This is a genomic window from Paraburkholderia largidicola (assembly GCF_013426895.1).
In the GTDB taxonomy this organism is placed as follows: Bacteria; Pseudomonadota; Gammaproteobacteria; order Burkholderiales; family Burkholderiaceae; genus Paraburkholderia; species Paraburkholderia largidicola.
Genome location: NZ_AP023175.1, coordinates 1,848,075 through 1,864,091, shown reverse-complemented (window position 1 = coordinate 1,864,091; position 16,017 = coordinate 1,848,075). Strand labels below are relative to the sequence as shown.

Genomic DNA, 16,017 nt, shown 5'->3' with positions numbered 1-16,017 from the left:
CTGCAAAGCATAGCATGGGGCGCACGCACCGCCTTCCCCTTTGGCGAAGCGCCACACGCAGTCATTATCGCGCTTGCCTGATATCGCCATGCGTGCGCTGCGCCGCGTTGGGTTCGTTTTTTGCTTGATCGTTTGTGGACGGGCTGCTTTACTCAAAGACAGTCCAGACAACCCGTGCATTCAACTCGACATGGACCCACGGCAATGAAGCTCAAACCGCTACTTCTGCTGGTCGCATGCGTGGCGGCGGCGAACGTCGGAACGGCCGCTACGCGCGACGAGCAGACCAAGGCCTGCAAGCACGACGCGATCAAGTTCTGCGCGATCCATATTCCCAACAAGGAGAAGATCGAAGCGTGCATGAAGCAGCACTACGACAAGCTGTCGCCGAAATGCCAGGCGATGTTCGACCCGCCTGACAACGACAGCGGCAGCGGCAGCCAGTCGTCGAGCTAGGCGCGCTTGTCAACGTGCTGATCGTGTTCAGCCCGCTTTGACGAGCGGCACGGCCACTTCGACCCGGCCCGTTTCGAGACCGACCGTGTTGCGCATGGCGCGCAAACGGAAACCATCGAGCGCGCGATACGCGGCTTCTTCGCCGATGCCAAGCTTCGCGAGCAGGTCGACGACGATCGCATAGAGGATGGTCGAGTTGCCGTCCTCCACTTTCACTGCGATGCCGAGGGCGCCCTTCGCCCCCAGCTTTGCCGTCTGCGCCGACGCGCGCACTCCGATCGCATAGCTCGCGTCCGCGCCCACCTTGCCGACCAGCGCGCGTTCGAATGCGCCCATCAGCGCGGTGCAGAAGCGCCCTTCGCCGGCGACCATTTCCGGGTGCGTCGTCATCGCGCGATAGATTTGCGCAAGCGCCGCGTCTCTTTTCAAATCCGTCGATACATGCCCGTCGGCGGCCCGCGCGAGCTTCATGTAAAGACGCGCGAGACGGTCGAGCGGGAACGCGGGCGTCGGCAGATTGCAGCCGTCTACAGCCCATTGCACGCTGTCGGCGGGCAGATCGCAGACGTCGGCGACCGTGCGCTTCACGAGCCGCTGCAACGGATGCTCCGGCAGATGGTAGTCGGCAAGCGCCGCGCCGATTGCCCGCGCGCCCGCCAGCATGCCCGCGTGCTTGCCCGAACAGTTGCTGCACACGGCGCCCGGAACGAAGTCGCGTTTGATCCATTCGCGGTAGACGGCATCGGAAATAGGCGCATGGCCGCCGCAACGCAAATCGGCTTCCGTCGCCTGCGATTTTTCGAGCATGCGGCGCGCGCGTTCGATGTGCCGGTCTTCGCTACTGTGCGAGCCGCACATCAGCGCGAGGTCCGCGTCGTCGAAACCAAAGCGCTCGAGCGCGCCCGACTCGACGACGGCGAGCGCCTGAGCCGGCTTCGCTGCCGACCTGACCAGCGTGACGCGCGACGGGTCGCCGCACGAATACAGCAGCGCGCCCTCTGTATCGACGACGGCCACATGCGCGATATGCGTGTTCTCGACAACATCGCCGCGATAGACGGTGGCAGCAACGGACATCCCGGTCTCCTTATCTGTTCGGTTCGGTCTGCGCAACGGCAGAGCATGCCGCCGGATTCTACAACCCTGCCAGGCGCGATACGTGCGTGTCGAGTACATTGGATTCACCCGGCGCCTGGCTGCATCGGCCCAGGTTATGCGAACGGGTTCATCACCGGGTTCATCCGAATCAGGCCGCGCAAGCGGAATCGATCGTAAAGCCATTACGACAGGAGAAAAGATATGCACATCGCCAGAAAACTGATCGTCCTCCTCGCCTCGGCCTCGTTGGGCATCGGCGCGGCTGCGCCGGCATTTGCGCAAAACGACGCGGGCACGGACGCGGCGGGCGTCGCCGCCTCCGCCGCGAAGCCGACCAAGCAGCAGAAAAAGCAGGCCCGCAAGGAAGCGCGTGCGAAGAAGAACGCCGAGTTGAAGAAGCTCGAAGATGCGGGCTACCAGCCTGGCCGCTCGAACGACCCGAACTACCCGCAAGACTTGCAAGACGCGCAGAAAAAGGCAGGTATTGGCGCGGGCGCGAGCCAGTAATCATCGTGTGATCGAGTCGGCCGCACGCGGCGTTGTCTGCGTACGGCCGTACCGCTTTTCGCAGTGTCGATAGTCGCTGTATGACCCTTCCCGCCAGTCCTCCCTAAGCGTCACTTTCTGTTCGGCCATCGCCGTTTGTGCGTCGTATTCCACGAACGCCCGACGCTATGTGATACTTTCCAGCGCTTGTCCACACAACGAATTGCATCGCTGCGACGGGGGCATAGCCGTGCAGTCGCACATTCCGGCTACAACTAAAGACGCCAACGCTTTTTCCAGTCAAAAATGCCGAATCCATCACACGAGCCGAGCGGCCGCGCAGAAAAAATGACCGCCATCGCCGCTGTCGATCAGATCAGTTTTCGCCGCATCATTCGCCGCAATATCGCGCTACCGCTCGCGCTCGGCGTCGTCACGATGGCGCTGTTCGTCGCGCTGATCGCCTATCTCGTCAATACGATGAGCTGGGTCGAGCATTCGGAGCGCGTGATCGGCAACGCCAATGAAATGCTGCGGCTCGCCGTCGACCGCGAGTCCGCATTGCGCGGCTTCCTGATTACGGGCGACGAAACTTTCCTCGCGCCGTATCAGCTGGGCCAGCCGCGCTTCGAAACCGAGATCAACACGCTGATGCAACTGGTCTCCGACAATCCTTCCCAGGTCGAACAGCTCAAGCGCATTCGCGGCGTGCAGCTGCGCTGGGACCAGTTCGCGCAGGAGATGATCGATCTGCGCCGGCGTAACCTCGACTACACCGATCAGGTGAAGAGCGGTCGCGGCAAAATCGAGTTCGACGAAACGCGGCGGCTTTTCGGGCAGTTTCTTTCTGTCGAAGAAGCACTGCGTCAACAGCGCTCCAGCGACGCACGCAGCGTCACATCCGTTCTGGTGGGCGTCTTCCTGCTGTTCAGCCTGTCGATCAGCGGCTTCATCGCGTATCGCGGGCGGCGCGATCTGGTGAATCTCTCCGAGTCGTACGACGGCGTGCTCGCGCGCCAGGCCGAGCACACGGAAGTCTTGCAGCAGCAGGTATGGCTGCGCTCCGGGCAGCGCCTGCTCGCGGAGAAGATCGTCGGCCAGTCGAGTTCGCCTCTCGTCGGCCGCGCGATACTCGATTTCCTCGCCGAGTATCTCGACGTCTCGGTCGCGGCCATGTACGTGCGCGACCGCGCGACCAGCAGCCTCAAACGCATCGCCACCTACGGCTTCAGCCAGGAAAGCGAACAGGCGACGCGCACGTTCCGCGAAGCCGAAAGCCTGATCGGCCAGGCTGCCGTGTCGCGCCGTACGCTCGTCTTGCACGACGTTCCCGACGATTACGTGAAAGTCGTCTCGGGCACGGGCATGAGCCCGCCGCGCAATCTCGTCGTGCTGCCGATCGAAAACGACGGCATCGTGAACGGCGTCGTCGAACTCGGCTTCATGCGCAACATCGCGCCGCGCGACCACGAGTTCCTGCAACTGATCGCCAACAGCATGGGCGACTCCATCGAAGCCGCGCTGTATCGCGAGCGCCTGCAGGATGCGCTCGCCGAAACGCAGCAGCTGAATGAAGAACTTCAGGTGCAGCAGGAAGAATTGCGCGTGTCGAACGAAGGGCTCGAAGAACGCGGCCGCGCGCTCGTCGAATCGCAATCGCGGCTCGAAGCGCAGCAGGCGGAACTCGAGCAGACCAATGTGCAGCTTGAAGACTACGCGAAGCGCCTGGAGCGCCAGAAGTCCGATCTGCTCGAAGCGCAGGACGAACTCGCCGCGAACGCCGCGCGGCTGGAGCAGTCGAGCCGCTACAAGTCCGAGTTCCTTGCGAACATGTCGCACGAACTGCGCACGCCGCTGAACAGCTCACTGATTCTCGCGCGCCTGTTGCAGGAAAATCGCACCGGCAACCTGACGGAAGAACAGGTGCGCTACGCGGAAACGATCCACGCGTCGAACAGCGATCTGCTGGTGCTGATCAACGACATTCTCGATCTGTCGAAAGTGGAAGCCGGGCAGATCTCGATCGACAGCGAAACCGTGCCCGTCGACTCGATGCTGCAGTCGCTGCGCGAAATGTTCGAGCCGATGGCGGCGGCGAAGCATTTGCAGTTCTCCGTCGAGCGCGCGCCCGGCGTGCCCGAGACTTTCGTCACCGACGGCCAGCGCGTCACGCAGATTCTGCGCAATCTGTTGTCGAATGCGCTGAAGTTCACCGAGCACGGCGAAGTCGCGCTGACGGTCGGCGCCGGCGACGCGGACACGCTGCGCTTCGACGTGCGCGACACGGGCATCGGCATTGCCGCCGACAAGCTCGAACTGATCTTCGAAGCCTTCCAGCAGGCGGACGGCTCGACGAGCCGCCACTATGGCGGCAGCGGCCTCGGCCTGTCGATCTCGCGCGAATTCGCGCGGCTGCTGGGCGGCCGCGTGAGCGTCGCGAGCGAACCCGGCAAGGGCAGCGTGTTCACGCTATGGCTGCCGTTGCAAGGCCCGGCCGATGCGCAGGCCCGCGCGACGCAGGTCACCGAGCCGCTGACGCTGCCAGTGCGCAGCAAGCCCGCGCCGCCGCCCGTGGCCAACGCTGCGTCTGCGTCTGTGTCTGTAGCCAGGCCCGCGCTTTTGCAGACGGGCAACGCGCAGCCGACGATCGGCGATGACCGCGACAACCGGCGCCACGAGAACCGCCTGATTCTCGCGATCGAAGACGATCTCGTCTTTGCCGAAATCCTGCGCGATCTCACGCATGAACTCGAATTCGATTTCGTCCATGCCACCGATGCGACGACGGGCCTCACGCTCGTGCGCGACATGCAGCCGACAGCCGTGCTGCTCGACGTCGGTCTGCCCGACCGCTCTGGGCTGACGGTGCTCGAATGGCTGAAGAACGATCCCGCCACGCGACACATCCCGATTCATATCGTTTCCGCCACCGATCACGCGGAGAAAGCGCTGCATCTGGGCGCCGTCGGCTACACGATCAAGCCTACCGCGCGCACCACGCTCGAAGCCGCGATCCGGCGGCTGGAGTCGCGCCTGCAACAGCGCATGAAGCGCGTGCTGGTGATCGAGGACGATGCGGCGATGCGCGCGAGCATCCACGCGCTGCTGCAAAGCGACACCACGGAAATCGTCGCCGTCGCGACGCTCGCGGGCGCGCTGGAGCAACTGTCCACGACGTTGTTCGATTGCGTCGTGACCGACCTCGCGCTGCCCGACGGCACTGGTTACGATCTGCTCGAACAGCTTGCCGCCGACGTCACGCATCAGGCGATGCCCGTCATCGTCTACACGGGCCGCATGCTGTCGGGCGACGAAGAGCACCGGCTGCGCCGCTACTCGAAATCGATCATCATCAAGGGCGCGAAGTCGCCGGAACGTCTGCTCGATGAAGTGACGCTGTTCCTGCATAGCGTCGAGTCGTCGCTCGCGCCCGAGCAGCAGCGCATGCTGCGCACCGTGCGGCAGCGCGACAACCAGTTCGAAGGGCGCACCATCCTGCTCGCGGAAGACGACGTGCGCAATATCTTCGCGCTGTCGCATGTGCTGGAGCCGCTCGGCGCAAAGCTCGACATTGCGCGCAACGGGCGCGAGGCGCTCGAAGCGCTGAACACCGGACGCGAGGTGGATCTCGTGCTGATGGACATCATGATGCCGGAGATGGATGGCCTGACGGCGATCGCGCACATCCGCCGCGACCCGCGCTTCGCGCATCTGCCCATCGTCGCGCTGACGGCGAAGGCGATGGCGCAAGACCGCATGCGCTGCCTCGAAGCGGGCGCCGACGATTACATCTCGAAGCCGATCGACGTCGACAAGCTGATCTCGCTGTGCCGCGTGTGGCTGCGGCAACGTTAGGCGCGAGGAACCGTCAGCCATGAGCCGTATCTCGTACGACGATTCGCCGCAACGCATGCACGATTTCGATATCGAGCTGAAGCTGCTGCTGGAAGCGATCTATCTGAAGTACCAGCACGACTTCCGACATTACTCGATGTCGTCGCTGCGGCGGCGTCTCGTGCAGGCGCTCGAAGAGTTCGGCGTCAGTACCCTGTCGCAGCTGCAGGACAAGATCATGCGCAACGAGGCGGACTTCGTGCGGCTGTTTCACTACCTGACGGTGCAGGTCAGCGAGATGTTCCGCGACCCCGCGTACTTTCTCGCGCTGCGCAACCATGTGCTGCCCGTGCTGCAAACGTATCCGTCGATCAAGGTGTGGGTGGCCGGCTGCAGTACGGGCGAAGAACTGTGGTCGTTGAAGATCCTGTTCGACGAAGCGGGGCTCACCGAGCGCACGCTCTTCTACGCCACCGATATCAATCCCGACGCGCTCGCGCGCGCCGAAGCGGGCATTTACGCGCTCGACCGGATCGCGGGCTTCACGCGCAACTATCTGGCCGCGGGCGGCAAGCGCTCGCTCGCCGATTACTATCATGCGGCGTATAGCGGCGCGCGCTTTTCAGGCCCGCTGAAAGAGCGCGTGGTGTTCGCGGATCACAGCCTGTCGACCGACGAAGTGTTTCTCGAAGCGCATCTCGTGTCGTGCCGCAATGTGCTGATCTATTTCGATCGCGGCCTGCAGGACCGCGCGCTGGGGCTGTTCAAGGACACGCTGGTGCGGCGCGGCTTTCTCGGCCTGGGCAGCAAGGAAAGCCTGCGTTTTTCGACGCAGTACGATGCATTCGACGAATTCCGCGAGCGCGAGCGCATCTATCAGAAGCGTTAGACTGCCCGTGCCCTTCAATATCGAACGATCGATCGACGCGTATGAACACACCTCGCCGTCCCTCTTCGCCGTCCGTGCCGGGCGCTGCCGCGCCGGTGGAAACGCGTGCGTTCGAGGCGGTGGCGATCGGCGCGTCGGCAGGCGGCATCGACGCGTTGAACGTGCTGTTGCCCGCGCTACCCGCGTCGTTCGGGCTCGCCGTGCTGATCGTCTCGCACCTGCCCGCCCATTCACCGAGCTGTCTCGCCGAAACGCTCGGCTATCGCTGCGCGCTGCCCGTCGTCGAGCCGGATGCGGGCGAGCCGCTCCTGCCCGGCCGCGTGCATCTCGCGCCGCCCGGCTATCACATGCTGGTCGACGACGACCGCACGGTCGCCTTGTCGATCGATTCGACGGTGCGCTATTCGCGGCCGTCCATCGACGTGCTGTTCGAGTCCGCCGCGCACGTGTACGGCGAGCGGCTGCTTGGCATCCTGTTGTCGGGCGCGAACGACGACGGCGCGCACGGCCTCGAAGTGATCCGCGCGATGGGCGGCCTCGCGTGGGTGCAGGACCCGCAAACGGCCGTCTCGTCGACGATGCCGCGCGCGGCCATCGCGCTTGGCGCCGTCGACGAAGTGCTTTCTCCAACCCTGATGGCCCGGCGGCTCGCCGGTTTGCCGCCTCACACTAGAACGATGACATGAGGAACTCACCCGTCAACATTCTGATCGTCGACGATATCGCGCATAACATCACGGCGCTTGAGGCGCTGCTTGCGCGTCCGGGCATCGAGCTGCTGGTCGCGAACTCCGGAACGGCCGCGCTCGACCTGCTGCTCAAGCATGAAGCCGCGCTCGCGATCCTCGACGTCAATATGCCCGGCATGAACGGCTTCGAGCTGGCCTCGCTGATGCGCGGCAGCCCGCGTACGTCGCACGTGCCGATCATCTTTCTGACGGCCACGGCGGAAGACGCGTCGCGCACGTTTCGCGGCTACGAAGCGGGCGCCGTCGATTTTCTGCACAAGCCGTTCGACCCGCGCATCCTGCAATCGAAGGTCGATGTGTTCGTGCAGCTGGAGCAGCACAAGCGGCAACTTGCCGATCAGTTGCTGACCACGCGTCAACTGCTCGAAGCGAACGAAATGCTGATGGCCGTGCTCGGCCACGATCTGCGCACACCGCTCGGCACGGTGCTGGCGTCGGCGGAATTTCTGGTGCGCAATGCCTCCGACGAGCAATCGGCGACCGTCGCGGGACGCATCAGGAACAGCACGATGCGCATGTCGCGGATGGTGCATCAGCTGCTCAATCTCGCGCGCCTGCAAGGCGGCCGCATGCAATTGCAGCCGCGCGCGAGCGATCTCGCGGCGCTGTGCCGCGGCGTGATCGAAGAGTTCGCCACGCACGAGCGCGCCGGCCAGATCGACTTCACGTCGCGCGGCAATGCGACGGGCACGTGGGACACCGACCTGCTGTGGCAGGCCATTTCGAATCTGATCAGCAACGCGTTGCATCACGGCGAGCACGACAGTCCAATCACCGTGGACCTCAACGCCGACGAACCGAACCGGCTGCGGTTGACCATCAGCAATCGCGGCGCGATACCGCCCGCGATGCTGCCGCATCTGTTCGAGGCTTTCGGCACGACCAGCGCTGGCGAGCGGTCGCGCGAAGGGCTCGGCCTCGGGCTGCACATCGTGCACAAGATCGTGCACATGCATGGCGGCAAGGTGACGGGCAAATCGGATGAGATCGTCGGCACGGTATTTACGGTCGAACTGCCGCGCACGGCGCAAAGCTGGGTGCTCTGACACGGCGCGGCGGCAGGCAGGCCGCGCGCCTGAAATACTTCGTAAGAGATACGGCAGCGGCGCGCGCGCCTTGCGCGGCATGGGCAAGCGTCCGCGCCCCGTTTCGCGCGCCGCCCCAGCACGTGTGGCTGTCAGTCGATGTAATAACGGCTCGCCCTCAAACCGCACTACAATGCTTGCCGTCCGATGCCCGTTGTTCGCTTCTTCATCATGTCCAGCCGCCCTTCCCGTGTTGCTCTCGCGTTGACCTTGCCCGTGCTTGCCGTGCTCGGCGCGTGCTCGACGCCGCCCAAGGCGAAGCTGCAGGAAGACTTCGTCAGCAGCGGCGCAAGCCCCTACACGCGCACGTTTCAGGTGACGAGCACGGAAGCCTGTGAAGGCGCGCGCCGCGCGCTCTTGAGCCAGGGCTACATGACGACGCTGGTGCGCCCCGATACCGTCGACGCCAGCAAGAACTTCCAGCCTGCCAGCGACTCGCACTTCACCGTCGAATTTCACATCGTCTGCACGGCGGGCGACGACGCGACCAACAGCAGCATCGTCTATGCGAACGCGGTGCAGAGCGGCTACGCGCTCAAGAAGAGCGATACGTCGGCGAGCGTCGGGCTGAGCGTGCTCGGCTCGCTGTCGCTGCCGATCCGCCAGAACAGCGACGCGATGGTGAAGATTTCGAGCGAAACGATCCAGTCGGGCAAGTTCTACGACGGCTTCTTCAATCTGATCAGCCACTATCTGGCGAACGTGGTGCGCAGCATGCCTGTGCCCGGCAATAGCGTCGACGCGACGCCGCTGCCGATGCCCGCTCCCGCGCCGGCGCTGGTCGTCGCGCCGATGTCGTCCACGCCGGGCGGCAATGCGGCGCCCGTCATCATGCCCGCGCCATCGAAGGAGCAGACCGCGCCGCTTGCAGCGGCCGCGACGCCGGTGGCTTCGGCAGCGCCTGCCTCCGCGACGACGCACGCGCATGAAGCCGCCGCTGCCTCGCCTGATAGCTCGCCTGCGATCATTGAATCGCCGGCTTCGGGTGCGGCGGCTTTGGCGCAGTGAGATTACGCGGCCGTGTCCACCGGCCCCCACCCTGGAATGTTCAGGTAATAGCGCGTCGAGCGTCCGCCGCCGACCTTGCAAAGTAACCCCATCTCCTCGAGTTCGATGAGTTCGCGCGATGCCGTGGCTCGCGAGGTGCCGCCGATGCTCTCGTACTTTTTGGTGCTCATGCCCCCGTCGAAGCCGTTTGGACCGGCATCGAGCAAAAGATTGACGACCTTGCGCTGCCGAGGCGTGAGTACTTTGTCCTGATGGTTCATCCAGAAAATCGCTTTAGCGAGCGTGGCGTCCACGACACCGGACGCTTCGTCGCAGGACACTCGCACCTGTTCCACGAACCACAGAACCCATTCGGTCACGTCCAGTTCGCCGTGCTGGGCGCGCTCAAGCTGCTCGTAATAGTCGCGGCGCTTGTCGAGCAAGCGCTGCGAGGTGCGAATCAGGCGGCTGATTTCACCGCTGTCGCGCGCCAGCACAAGGTCGATGAGCACCCGACCGATGCGGCCGTTCCCGTCCTCAAAGGGATGAATCGTCTCGAACCACAGGTGAGCAAGTGCTGCTTTGACCAGATTGTCGTGCTCGGTCGGTGCGTTGAACCAGTCCAAAAACTTCTGCATTTCGACAGGGACGTTCGCGGATGATGGGGCCTCGTAGTGGACCCTTTCGCGTCCGACGCTCCCGCTGACGATTTGCATCGGCTCAGCATGGTCTCGGTAGGCGCCGACAAGCACTTTGGTCATGCCGGAGTAGCCGGTCGGGAAGAGCGCCGCCTGCCAGGCACACAAGCGCTCGTGCGTGAGAAGCGCCTCCCTTTGCCGCACGGCGTCATCCATGATGTCGAGCAAGCCTTCGACGCTTCGGGGCGCGATGGGGCCATCCTGATTCCCGACACCCAGTCGCCGCGCCACGGACGAACGCACTGCGGTGAGATCGATGCGTTCGCCCTCGATCGCGGCCGTCGCGACTGCATCCTGGCTCCAGGCCTCGGCGGCAAGTTCGAGGCGTTGCTCGAAGCCGAGACCCGCCAACTTGCCTTCAACGACACCCTGAGATCTGCGCGCACGGGCCACCTCGCCGCCGACGCGGACAGCGTCGTAGTGCATGCCTCGCCACGTGGCGGCCTGCCAGATGAGAGATGAGGTTGATGACATGGTGGTGAGGAGCGTTGAGTCGATTACGGGCGCTAATCGCCTCGAATTGTGAGTCGAATACGAGTATAGCCGACCGTGAGTCGATTGCGCGCCCAATCGACTCAAAACATGAGTCGAAACTCACTCGCCGTGGGGACTCAACTGCCCGGCGCCGCTTCTCGGCAGCGTGATCGACAGCCTTGCCATTCATCCGCCGATTTTTATTTTCACGCCGCACTCAAGATTTGACCCATTTTGCCGACCGCGAACGATTATTTGTTTTAAATCACCGATCGGTAAAAACGATTCGAGTAAAAACGCCCGAAGCATCGATATAAATCAAATCGTCGAAAATATTTTCCCGATCGGGCTTTGCCCGCACTTCAGCGCAGCGTCGATCCAGCCGTTACCACCTTCACGGAATTAACAAAACGGTACGCAATTTCAGGCAGTAAAAGCTGCCGGTTCAGTTGCGTGCCGCACGTTTGCTCAATTTGGAGAGGTCCATGTTTGTCGCTATTGGTTGGGTGCTGGTTCTCGGCTCTGTGATCGGGAGCTTCGTGGGAGTGGGCGGCCATTTGCCCGCGCTCGTTCAGCCTTTCGAACTGCTGTGCATTTTCGGCGCGGCAATGGGCGCGTTCGTCGTCAGCAATCCCGTTTCGGTATTGAAGAAAACCATCAAGGCTTTGCCTGGATGTTTCAAGGGCGGCAGTTATTCGAAAGAGGTTTATCTCGAACTGATTGCACTGCTTTACGAGTTGCTTCAGAAAGCGCGTAAGGAAGGCATGATGGCGCTCGAAGCCGACGTGAATGCGCCCGAAGAAAGCGCGCTTTTCCAGAAGTATTCACACGTTTTGAAGGACCATCATCTGCTCGATTTCATCGTCGATTATCTGCGGATGATGGCGACGGGTAACGTCAACGTGCACGAAATGCAGGATCTGATGGACGAAGAACTGGCGACGCATCACGCCGAGTCGTCCGTGGCCGCGAACGCGATCCAGAAAATGGCCGACGGCCTGCCCGCGTTCGGCATCGTCGCAGCCGTGATGGGCGTCGTGCACACGATGGGCTCGGTCGGCGCGCCGCCTGCCGTGCTTGGCGAGATGATCGCGGGCGCGCTGGTCGGTACGTTCCTCGGCATTCTGCTCGCGTATGGCTTCATCGGTCCCGTCGCCGATCTGCTCAACGCAAAGGGCCGCGCGGAAGCGAAGCCGTATCAGTGCGTGAAGGCCGTGCTGCTCGCGTCGCTGTCCGGCTATGCGCCGCCCGTGGCCGTCGAATTCGGCCGCAAAGTGCTGTTCACCGCGGACCGTCCGAGCTTCCAGGAGCTCGACGACGCCGTGCGCGCCACCAAGATGCCGAAGTCGGCCTGACGCACGCTCAAAGGGAGACTGTCATGGCCGAAAGACGACCTCGCGGCGAAGAGAGCGAGAAGACAGCCGCGCCCGTCATCGTGCGCCGCTCGAAGAAGGGCGACGATCACGGCGGGCACCACGGCGGCGCATGGAAAATCGCCTACGCGGACTTCGTGACCGCGATGATGGCGTTCTTCCTGCTGATGTGGCTGCTCGGCTCGACGTCGAAGTACGACAAGCAGGGTATCGAGGATTACTTCAACACGCCGCTGTCCAGCCTGCTCGGCGGCAACGAAGGGACGGCGGCTGCGCGTCCGAACGTGATCCAGGGCGGCGGCCGCGACATGTCCGACACGCGCCCCGGCGACGGCAAGAAGGCGCAGCAGGAGCCCGCCAAACCGACGCTCACGCAGGCGACGATGGCGCCCAACGACACCGCGCGTCTCGAACAGCTGAAGGCGAAGCTGTCGGCATTGATCGAGCAGACGCCCGCGCTGAAGGCGTTCAAGGATCAGATCCGCATCTCGATCACGAACGAGGGCTTGCGCATCGAGATCGTCGATTCGCTGAAGCGCCCGATGTTCGCGACGGGCAGCGCCAAACTGCAGAGCTACGCGGTGGAGATTCTCACGCAGATCGGCGCGTCGCTGAACGACGTCGATAACCGCATTTCGATTGCGGGCCACACGGACGCCGTCACCTACGCGAACGGCCCGGCAGGTTATTCGAACTGGGAGCTGTCGTCGGAACGCGCGAACGCGGCGCGGCGCGCGCTGGTCGCGGGCGGCATGCGCGAAGACAAATTGCTGCAGGTGCGCGGTCTCGCCGACGTGCTGCCGCTCAATGCGAACGTCGCCGACGAGCCGACCAACCGACGCATCAGCGTGCTCGTGCTGAACAAGGCCGCCGAGCAGGCGTTCTTCCGCGACGGCGGACGCACGTCGATCGATGAAGCACTGCCTGCGAGCGAGGCGATCCCCGGCGTGGTGTCGAAACTGAAGGTAAGCACGCGCAGCGCGTATTGATTTGCGTTGCAGTGTGTTCGGCCGCGCGCTTCGAAAGGAGCGCGCGGCTTTTTTTGCTTCGCTTCAGCGCGAGTTCACTGAACGAGTTGAACGCGCAATGTAACGGTCATACGCACTGTTTCTCCCAGCGACACATTCGCGTCGTCAAATGCATCCAGTCTTGCGCTCAGGCAAGGCAATTTCAGCGCCGTACTTCACAACCGCAACACGTTTCTGATATTGGTAGAGGGAGCGTAGCTGTTGCGCTTGCGCGAGATCACGCGTGCAAACGTGCATTTCCCTTCCAATGCTTCATTGACGGAGAACGACAATGCAAAGAAGACACTTCGTGACAGCAAGTGCTGCTGCACTCGCATACGGCAGTCTGCTGTTGTCGGGCTGCAGCACGACGACGAGCAGCGGCGAATCGGCCGCGACCGACATGTCCAAGCGGCAGTCGATCGACTCCAACGTCGACGGCGCGCTTTCGAAGCTCTACACGACCGTACAGGGCTCGCGTGAACTGGTCGGCAAGGCTCGAGGCGTCCTTGTGTTCCCATCCGTGCTGCAGGTGGGCTTCGTGGTGGGCGGGCAGTATGGCGAAGGCGCGCTGCGCGTCGGCGGCAGCACGGCGGGCTACTACAGCACGATCTCCGGCTCGTTCGGCCTGCAGGCGGGCGCACAGTCGAAGGCGATCATCTTCCTCTTCATGACGCAAGACGCGCTCGACAAGTTCCGCAACGCCAAGGGCTGGTCGGCGGGCGCCGATGCGTCGGTGGCGCTTCTGAAGGTGGGCGCGAACGGCGCACTCGATACAACGACGGCAACCGAACCCGTCGAAGCAATCGTCATGACGAACTCCGGACTGATGGCCGACGTATCGCTGGCCGGCACCAAGGTTTCGAAGCTGAACATCTGAGCCTGATGCCGTGCGACGTGGCGCGCTCGCCACTGTCGCGCATCACCGCCGAGCGGAAAGAAAAACGGCTCGCCGAGACCGATGGCGAGCCGTTTGTTTTTTTACGTGCTATGTAGCGATCAGAAGCGATACGTCACGCCAACCTTCACGATGGGATACCAGCGCCACTTGTCGGCCTTGTCCTGCAGGTCCTGGCGTTCCTGATCGACGTTCGCCTGACCCGCTTCGGCGACGATGTCCGCGGGAACGTCGAGCGTCACGTGCGGGCGGCCGTAGGTGACGCCTGCATCGAAGAACGCCGAGAAGCCTTTCTGCGCGACAGGGGTATGACCGAAGCCAATGCCGATGTACGGCCGCACCGTCGGGTATTTCGCCTCCGCGTGCACGGTCTCGCCGTTCGTCGAGTAGTTGGTGCCGTTGATGCGGACGGTGCCGCTCGGGCTGTTCGCGTCGCCCGACACGTTATCGCCGCCGATCAACACACCCGCCGTGATGCGGAACGGCACCGTGGCGGGCGCCGGGAAGAAGTCCAGGTAGAGGCCGCCGTGATAGATCTTGGCCTTGCCGTCGTAGTTCAAGCCACCGGCGCTGAAGTTGTGCGAGAACGCAATGCCGTTGAATTCGGCGCGGATGTTGTCGCGCGTGCCGAGCGGTTCGGAGAAGCCAATACCGAGGCCTTCCGTGCCGACCTGACCATAAATTTCGTGAGCGTGCGCGACGGGCGCGGACAGCGCGAAGCCCGCCGCGAGCGTGACCAACAGCCTTTTCATCTGTGAGATTTCCTTCGGGGTTCTGGAGGGCGCCTGACCATGACGCCGCGTGTATCGGGAAAAATTGCCCGTCACACGCAATGACCTTGCGTCGCGGCGGCGTCCCAGACCCGTCTTATTACGGACCACTCACAGAAAATCTTTAATGAATATTTAAAACGTTCTTTGCGCACTGCCTGAATCGCTTTAAATGACGGGCTCCTCAGCAAAGATCGGTAAATTACACGGCCTTACCAATGGTTTAAATCCGTCGGCTTTAACGCCTTCATTCGATACCACGCGTCATGCGCTGGATCGCCTGCGGCGGCTGGCCGAACGCGCGCAAGAACGCCCGGCGCATGCGTTCGCTATCGCCGAAGCCCACATCGCGCGCCACCACGTCGACGCCGTGCCGTCCTGTTTCGAGCATCAGACGCGCCGCTTCGACGCGCAGCCGTTCGACCGCTTTCGCGGGCGTCTGCCCTGTTTCTTCGCGGAACGCACGCGTGAACTGCCGGGTGCTCAAATGCGCGGCATCCGCGAGCTGTTCGACGGAAAGCGACGTGTTCAGATTGCGCCTCGCGTACGACAGCGCCGTCTGGATGCGATCGGATTTCGGCTCGAGTTCCAGCAACGCAGAGAACTGCGATTGACCGCCTGCGCGCCGGTGATACACGACGAGCTTGCGCGCAACGTGGCGCGCGAGTTCGACGCCAGCGTCCTTCTCGACGAACGCCAGCGCAAGGTCGATGCACGCCGTCATACCGGCCGACGTCCATACGTCGTTATCGATGATGAAAATGCGATCCTCTTCCACTTTCACGGCTGGATAACGTTTGCGCATGTCTTCCGCGTAGTACCAGTGCGTGGTCGCACGCCTGTCGTCGAGCAAGCCTGCGTCAGCCAGGTGAAACGCGCCCGTGCAGGCGGCGGCCACGCGCCGGGCGGCGGGCGCCGCGCGCTTCAGAAATTCGATCAGCGACGGCGGCGACGGCTGCAAATCGTTGTCGCCGACGACGAGGATCGTGTCGAAGCGACTGTCGTCAAACGGCTGGGTCGAGACCTCGAAGCCGGACGAGCACGGCACCAGGCCGCCGTGCTCCGACAGCAGCACGTATTCGTACAACGGCTCGCTCATCTCGCGGTTCGCGAACTCCAGCACACTCGTCATGCCGAGATTCATCACCTGAAAACCGGGAAACAGGACGATTCCGATGCGTAACATGGGCTTGACTCCAGCGATGTCCGAAAA

14 protein-coding genes are annotated in these 16,017 nt (G+C 63.1%); 10 read left to right on the top strand and 4 right to left on the bottom strand.

Translation table 11 applies throughout. The features are described 5' to 3' along the window. Positions 1 to 204: 204 nt before the first annotated feature. Entirely contained in the window at positions 205 to 456 is a 252-nt protein-coding gene (locus tag PPGU16_RS25065; RefSeq protein WP_180723097.1) for a hypothetical protein, read from the top strand. Between the two features lie 27 nt (positions 457 to 483). Here PPGU16_RS25065 and PPGU16_RS25060 read toward each other — a convergent pair whose 3' ends face one another. Continuing rightward, entirely contained in the window at positions 484 to 1,533 is a 1,050-nt protein-coding gene (locus PPGU16_RS25060) for an asparaginase (RefSeq protein ID WP_180723096.1), read from the bottom strand. A 222-nt stretch (positions 1,534 to 1,755) separates the two neighbouring features. On the opposite strand from PPGU16_RS25060, the gene PPGU16_RS25055 reads away from it, so the two are divergent. The 6 genes from PPGU16_RS25055 to PPGU16_RS25030 all read left to right on the top strand — a co-directional run bounded on the left by PPGU16_RS25055 (position 1,756) and on the right by PPGU16_RS25030 (position 9,605). Next, entirely contained in the window at positions 1,756 to 2,061 is a 306-nt protein-coding gene (locus PPGU16_RS25055) for a DUF4148 domain-containing protein (RefSeq protein ID WP_180723095.1), read from the top strand. Positions 2,062 to 2,388: 327 nt separating this feature from the next. Next, positions 2,389 to 5,895 carry a response regulator gene (locus tag PPGU16_RS25050; protein ID WP_180723094.1) on the top strand — a complete coding sequence of 1,169 codons (3,507 nt, stop codon included), beginning with the start codon at positions 2,389 to 2,391 and terminating at the stop codon, positions 5,893 to 5,895. Positions 5,896 to 5,914: 19 nt separating this feature from the next. Further along, positions 5,915 to 6,763 carry a CheR family methyltransferase gene (locus PPGU16_RS25045; RefSeq protein WP_180723093.1) on the top strand — a complete coding sequence of 283 codons (849 nt, stop codon included), beginning with the start codon at positions 5,915 to 5,917 and terminating at the stop codon, positions 6,761 to 6,763. A 41-nt stretch (positions 6,764 to 6,804) separates the two neighbouring features. Continuing rightward, positions 6,805 to 7,449: a chemotaxis protein CheB gene (locus PPGU16_RS25040; RefSeq protein WP_180723092.1), complete on the top strand. Its 645-nt coding sequence runs from the start codon at positions 6,805 to 6,807 to the stop codon at positions 7,447 to 7,449. Continuing rightward, complete coding sequence (locus tag PPGU16_RS25035) at positions 7,446 to 8,558, top strand: hybrid sensor histidine kinase/response regulator (protein ID WP_180723091.1); 1,113 nt, start codon at positions 7,446 to 7,448, stop codon at positions 8,556 to 8,558. The genes PPGU16_RS25040 and PPGU16_RS25035 overlap by 4 nt, the downstream gene beginning before the upstream one ends. Before the next feature lie 210 nt (positions 8,559 to 8,768). Beyond that, entirely contained in the window at positions 8,769 to 9,605 is an 837-nt protein-coding gene (locus PPGU16_RS25030) for a DUF2242 domain-containing protein (RefSeq protein ID WP_243460611.1), read from the top strand. Between the two features lie 2 nt (positions 9,606 to 9,607). Here PPGU16_RS25030 and PPGU16_RS25025 read toward each other — a convergent pair whose 3' ends face one another. Beyond that, positions 9,608 to 10,708: a Fic family protein gene (locus PPGU16_RS25025; RefSeq protein ID WP_180723089.1), complete on the bottom strand. Its 1,101-nt coding sequence runs from the start codon at positions 10,706 to 10,708 to the stop codon at positions 9,608 to 9,610. 533 nt (positions 10,709 to 11,241) lie between these two features. Here PPGU16_RS25025 and motA point away from each other — a divergent pair. The 3 genes from motA (at position 11,242) to PPGU16_RS25010 (ending at position 14,016) form a co-directional block, all read left to right on the top strand. Then, on the top strand, positions 11,242 to 12,111 hold the full coding sequence (motA, locus tag PPGU16_RS25020; protein ID WP_180723088.1) for a flagellar motor stator protein MotA: 870 nt from the start codon (positions 11,242 to 11,244) through the stop codon (positions 12,109 to 12,111). A 23-nt stretch (positions 12,112 to 12,134) separates the two neighbouring features. Further along, on the top strand, positions 12,135 to 13,118 hold the full coding sequence (gene motB / locus PPGU16_RS25015) for a flagellar motor protein MotB (protein ID WP_180723087.1): 984 nt from the start codon (positions 12,135 to 12,137) through the stop codon (positions 13,116 to 13,118). A 310-nt stretch (positions 13,119 to 13,428) separates the two neighbouring features. Next, complete coding sequence (locus tag PPGU16_RS25010) at positions 13,429 to 14,016, top strand: BPSL1445 family SYLF domain-containing lipoprotein (protein WP_180723086.1); 588 nt, start codon at positions 13,429 to 13,431, stop codon at positions 14,014 to 14,016. A gap of 119 nt (positions 14,017 to 14,135) precedes the next feature. Here PPGU16_RS25010 and PPGU16_RS25005 read toward each other — a convergent pair whose 3' ends face one another. Together PPGU16_RS25005 and PPGU16_RS25000 are read right to left on the bottom strand one after the other, a co-directional pair. After that, positions 14,136 to 14,786 carry a hypothetical protein gene (locus tag PPGU16_RS25005; RefSeq protein WP_180723085.1) on the bottom strand — a complete coding sequence of 217 codons (651 nt, stop codon included), beginning with the start codon at positions 14,784 to 14,786 and terminating at the stop codon, positions 14,136 to 14,138. Between the two features lie 265 nt (positions 14,787 to 15,051). Continuing rightward, positions 15,052 to 15,990 (bottom strand): GlxA family transcriptional regulator, encoded by a 939-nt coding sequence (locus PPGU16_RS25000; RefSeq protein ID WP_180723084.1) that lies wholly within the window; start codon positions 15,988 to 15,990, stop codon positions 15,052 to 15,054. Between the last annotated feature and the right edge of the window lie 27 nt (positions 15,991 to 16,017).

Coding starts and splice junctions, on each gene's coding strand:
- PPGU16_RS25065 (WP_180723097.1), top strand. CDS start 205: ATGAAGCTCAAACCGCTACTTCTGCTGGTCGCATGCGTGGCGGCGGCG.
- PPGU16_RS25060 (WP_180723096.1), bottom strand. CDS start 1,533: ATGTCCGTTGCTGCCACCGTCTATCGCGGCGATGTTGTCGAGAACACG.
- PPGU16_RS25055 (WP_180723095.1), top strand. CDS start 1,756: ATGCACATCGCCAGAAAACTGATCGTCCTCCTCGCCTCGGCCTCGTTG.
- PPGU16_RS25050 (WP_180723094.1), top strand. CDS start 2,389: ATGACCGCCATCGCCGCTGTCGATCAGATCAGTTTTCGCCGCATCATT.
- PPGU16_RS25045 (WP_180723093.1), top strand. CDS start 5,915: ATGAGCCGTATCTCGTACGACGATTCGCCGCAACGCATGCACGATTTC.
- PPGU16_RS25040 (WP_180723092.1), top strand. CDS start 6,805: ATGAACACACCTCGCCGTCCCTCTTCGCCGTCCGTGCCGGGCGCTGCC.
- PPGU16_RS25035 (WP_180723091.1), top strand. CDS start 7,446: ATGAGGAACTCACCCGTCAACATTCTGATCGTCGACGATATCGCGCAT.
- PPGU16_RS25030 (WP_243460611.1), top strand. CDS start 8,769: ATGTCCAGCCGCCCTTCCCGTGTTGCTCTCGCGTTGACCTTGCCCGTG.
- PPGU16_RS25025 (WP_180723089.1), bottom strand. CDS start 10,708: ATGCACTACGACGCTGTCCGCGTCGGCGGCGAGGTGGCCCGTGCGCGC.
- motA (WP_180723088.1), top strand. CDS start 11,242: ATGTTTGTCGCTATTGGTTGGGTGCTGGTTCTCGGCTCTGTGATCGGG.
- motB (WP_180723087.1), top strand. CDS start 12,135: ATGGCCGAAAGACGACCTCGCGGCGAAGAGAGCGAGAAGACAGCCGCG.
- PPGU16_RS25010 (WP_180723086.1), top strand. CDS start 13,429: ATGCAAAGAAGACACTTCGTGACAGCAAGTGCTGCTGCACTCGCATAC.
- PPGU16_RS25005 (WP_180723085.1), bottom strand. CDS start 14,786: ATGAAAAGGCTGTTGGTCACGCTCGCGGCGGGCTTCGCGCTGTCCGCG.
- PPGU16_RS25000 (WP_180723084.1), bottom strand. CDS start 15,990: ATGTTACGCATCGGAATCGTCCTGTTTCCCGGTTTTCAGGTGATGAAT.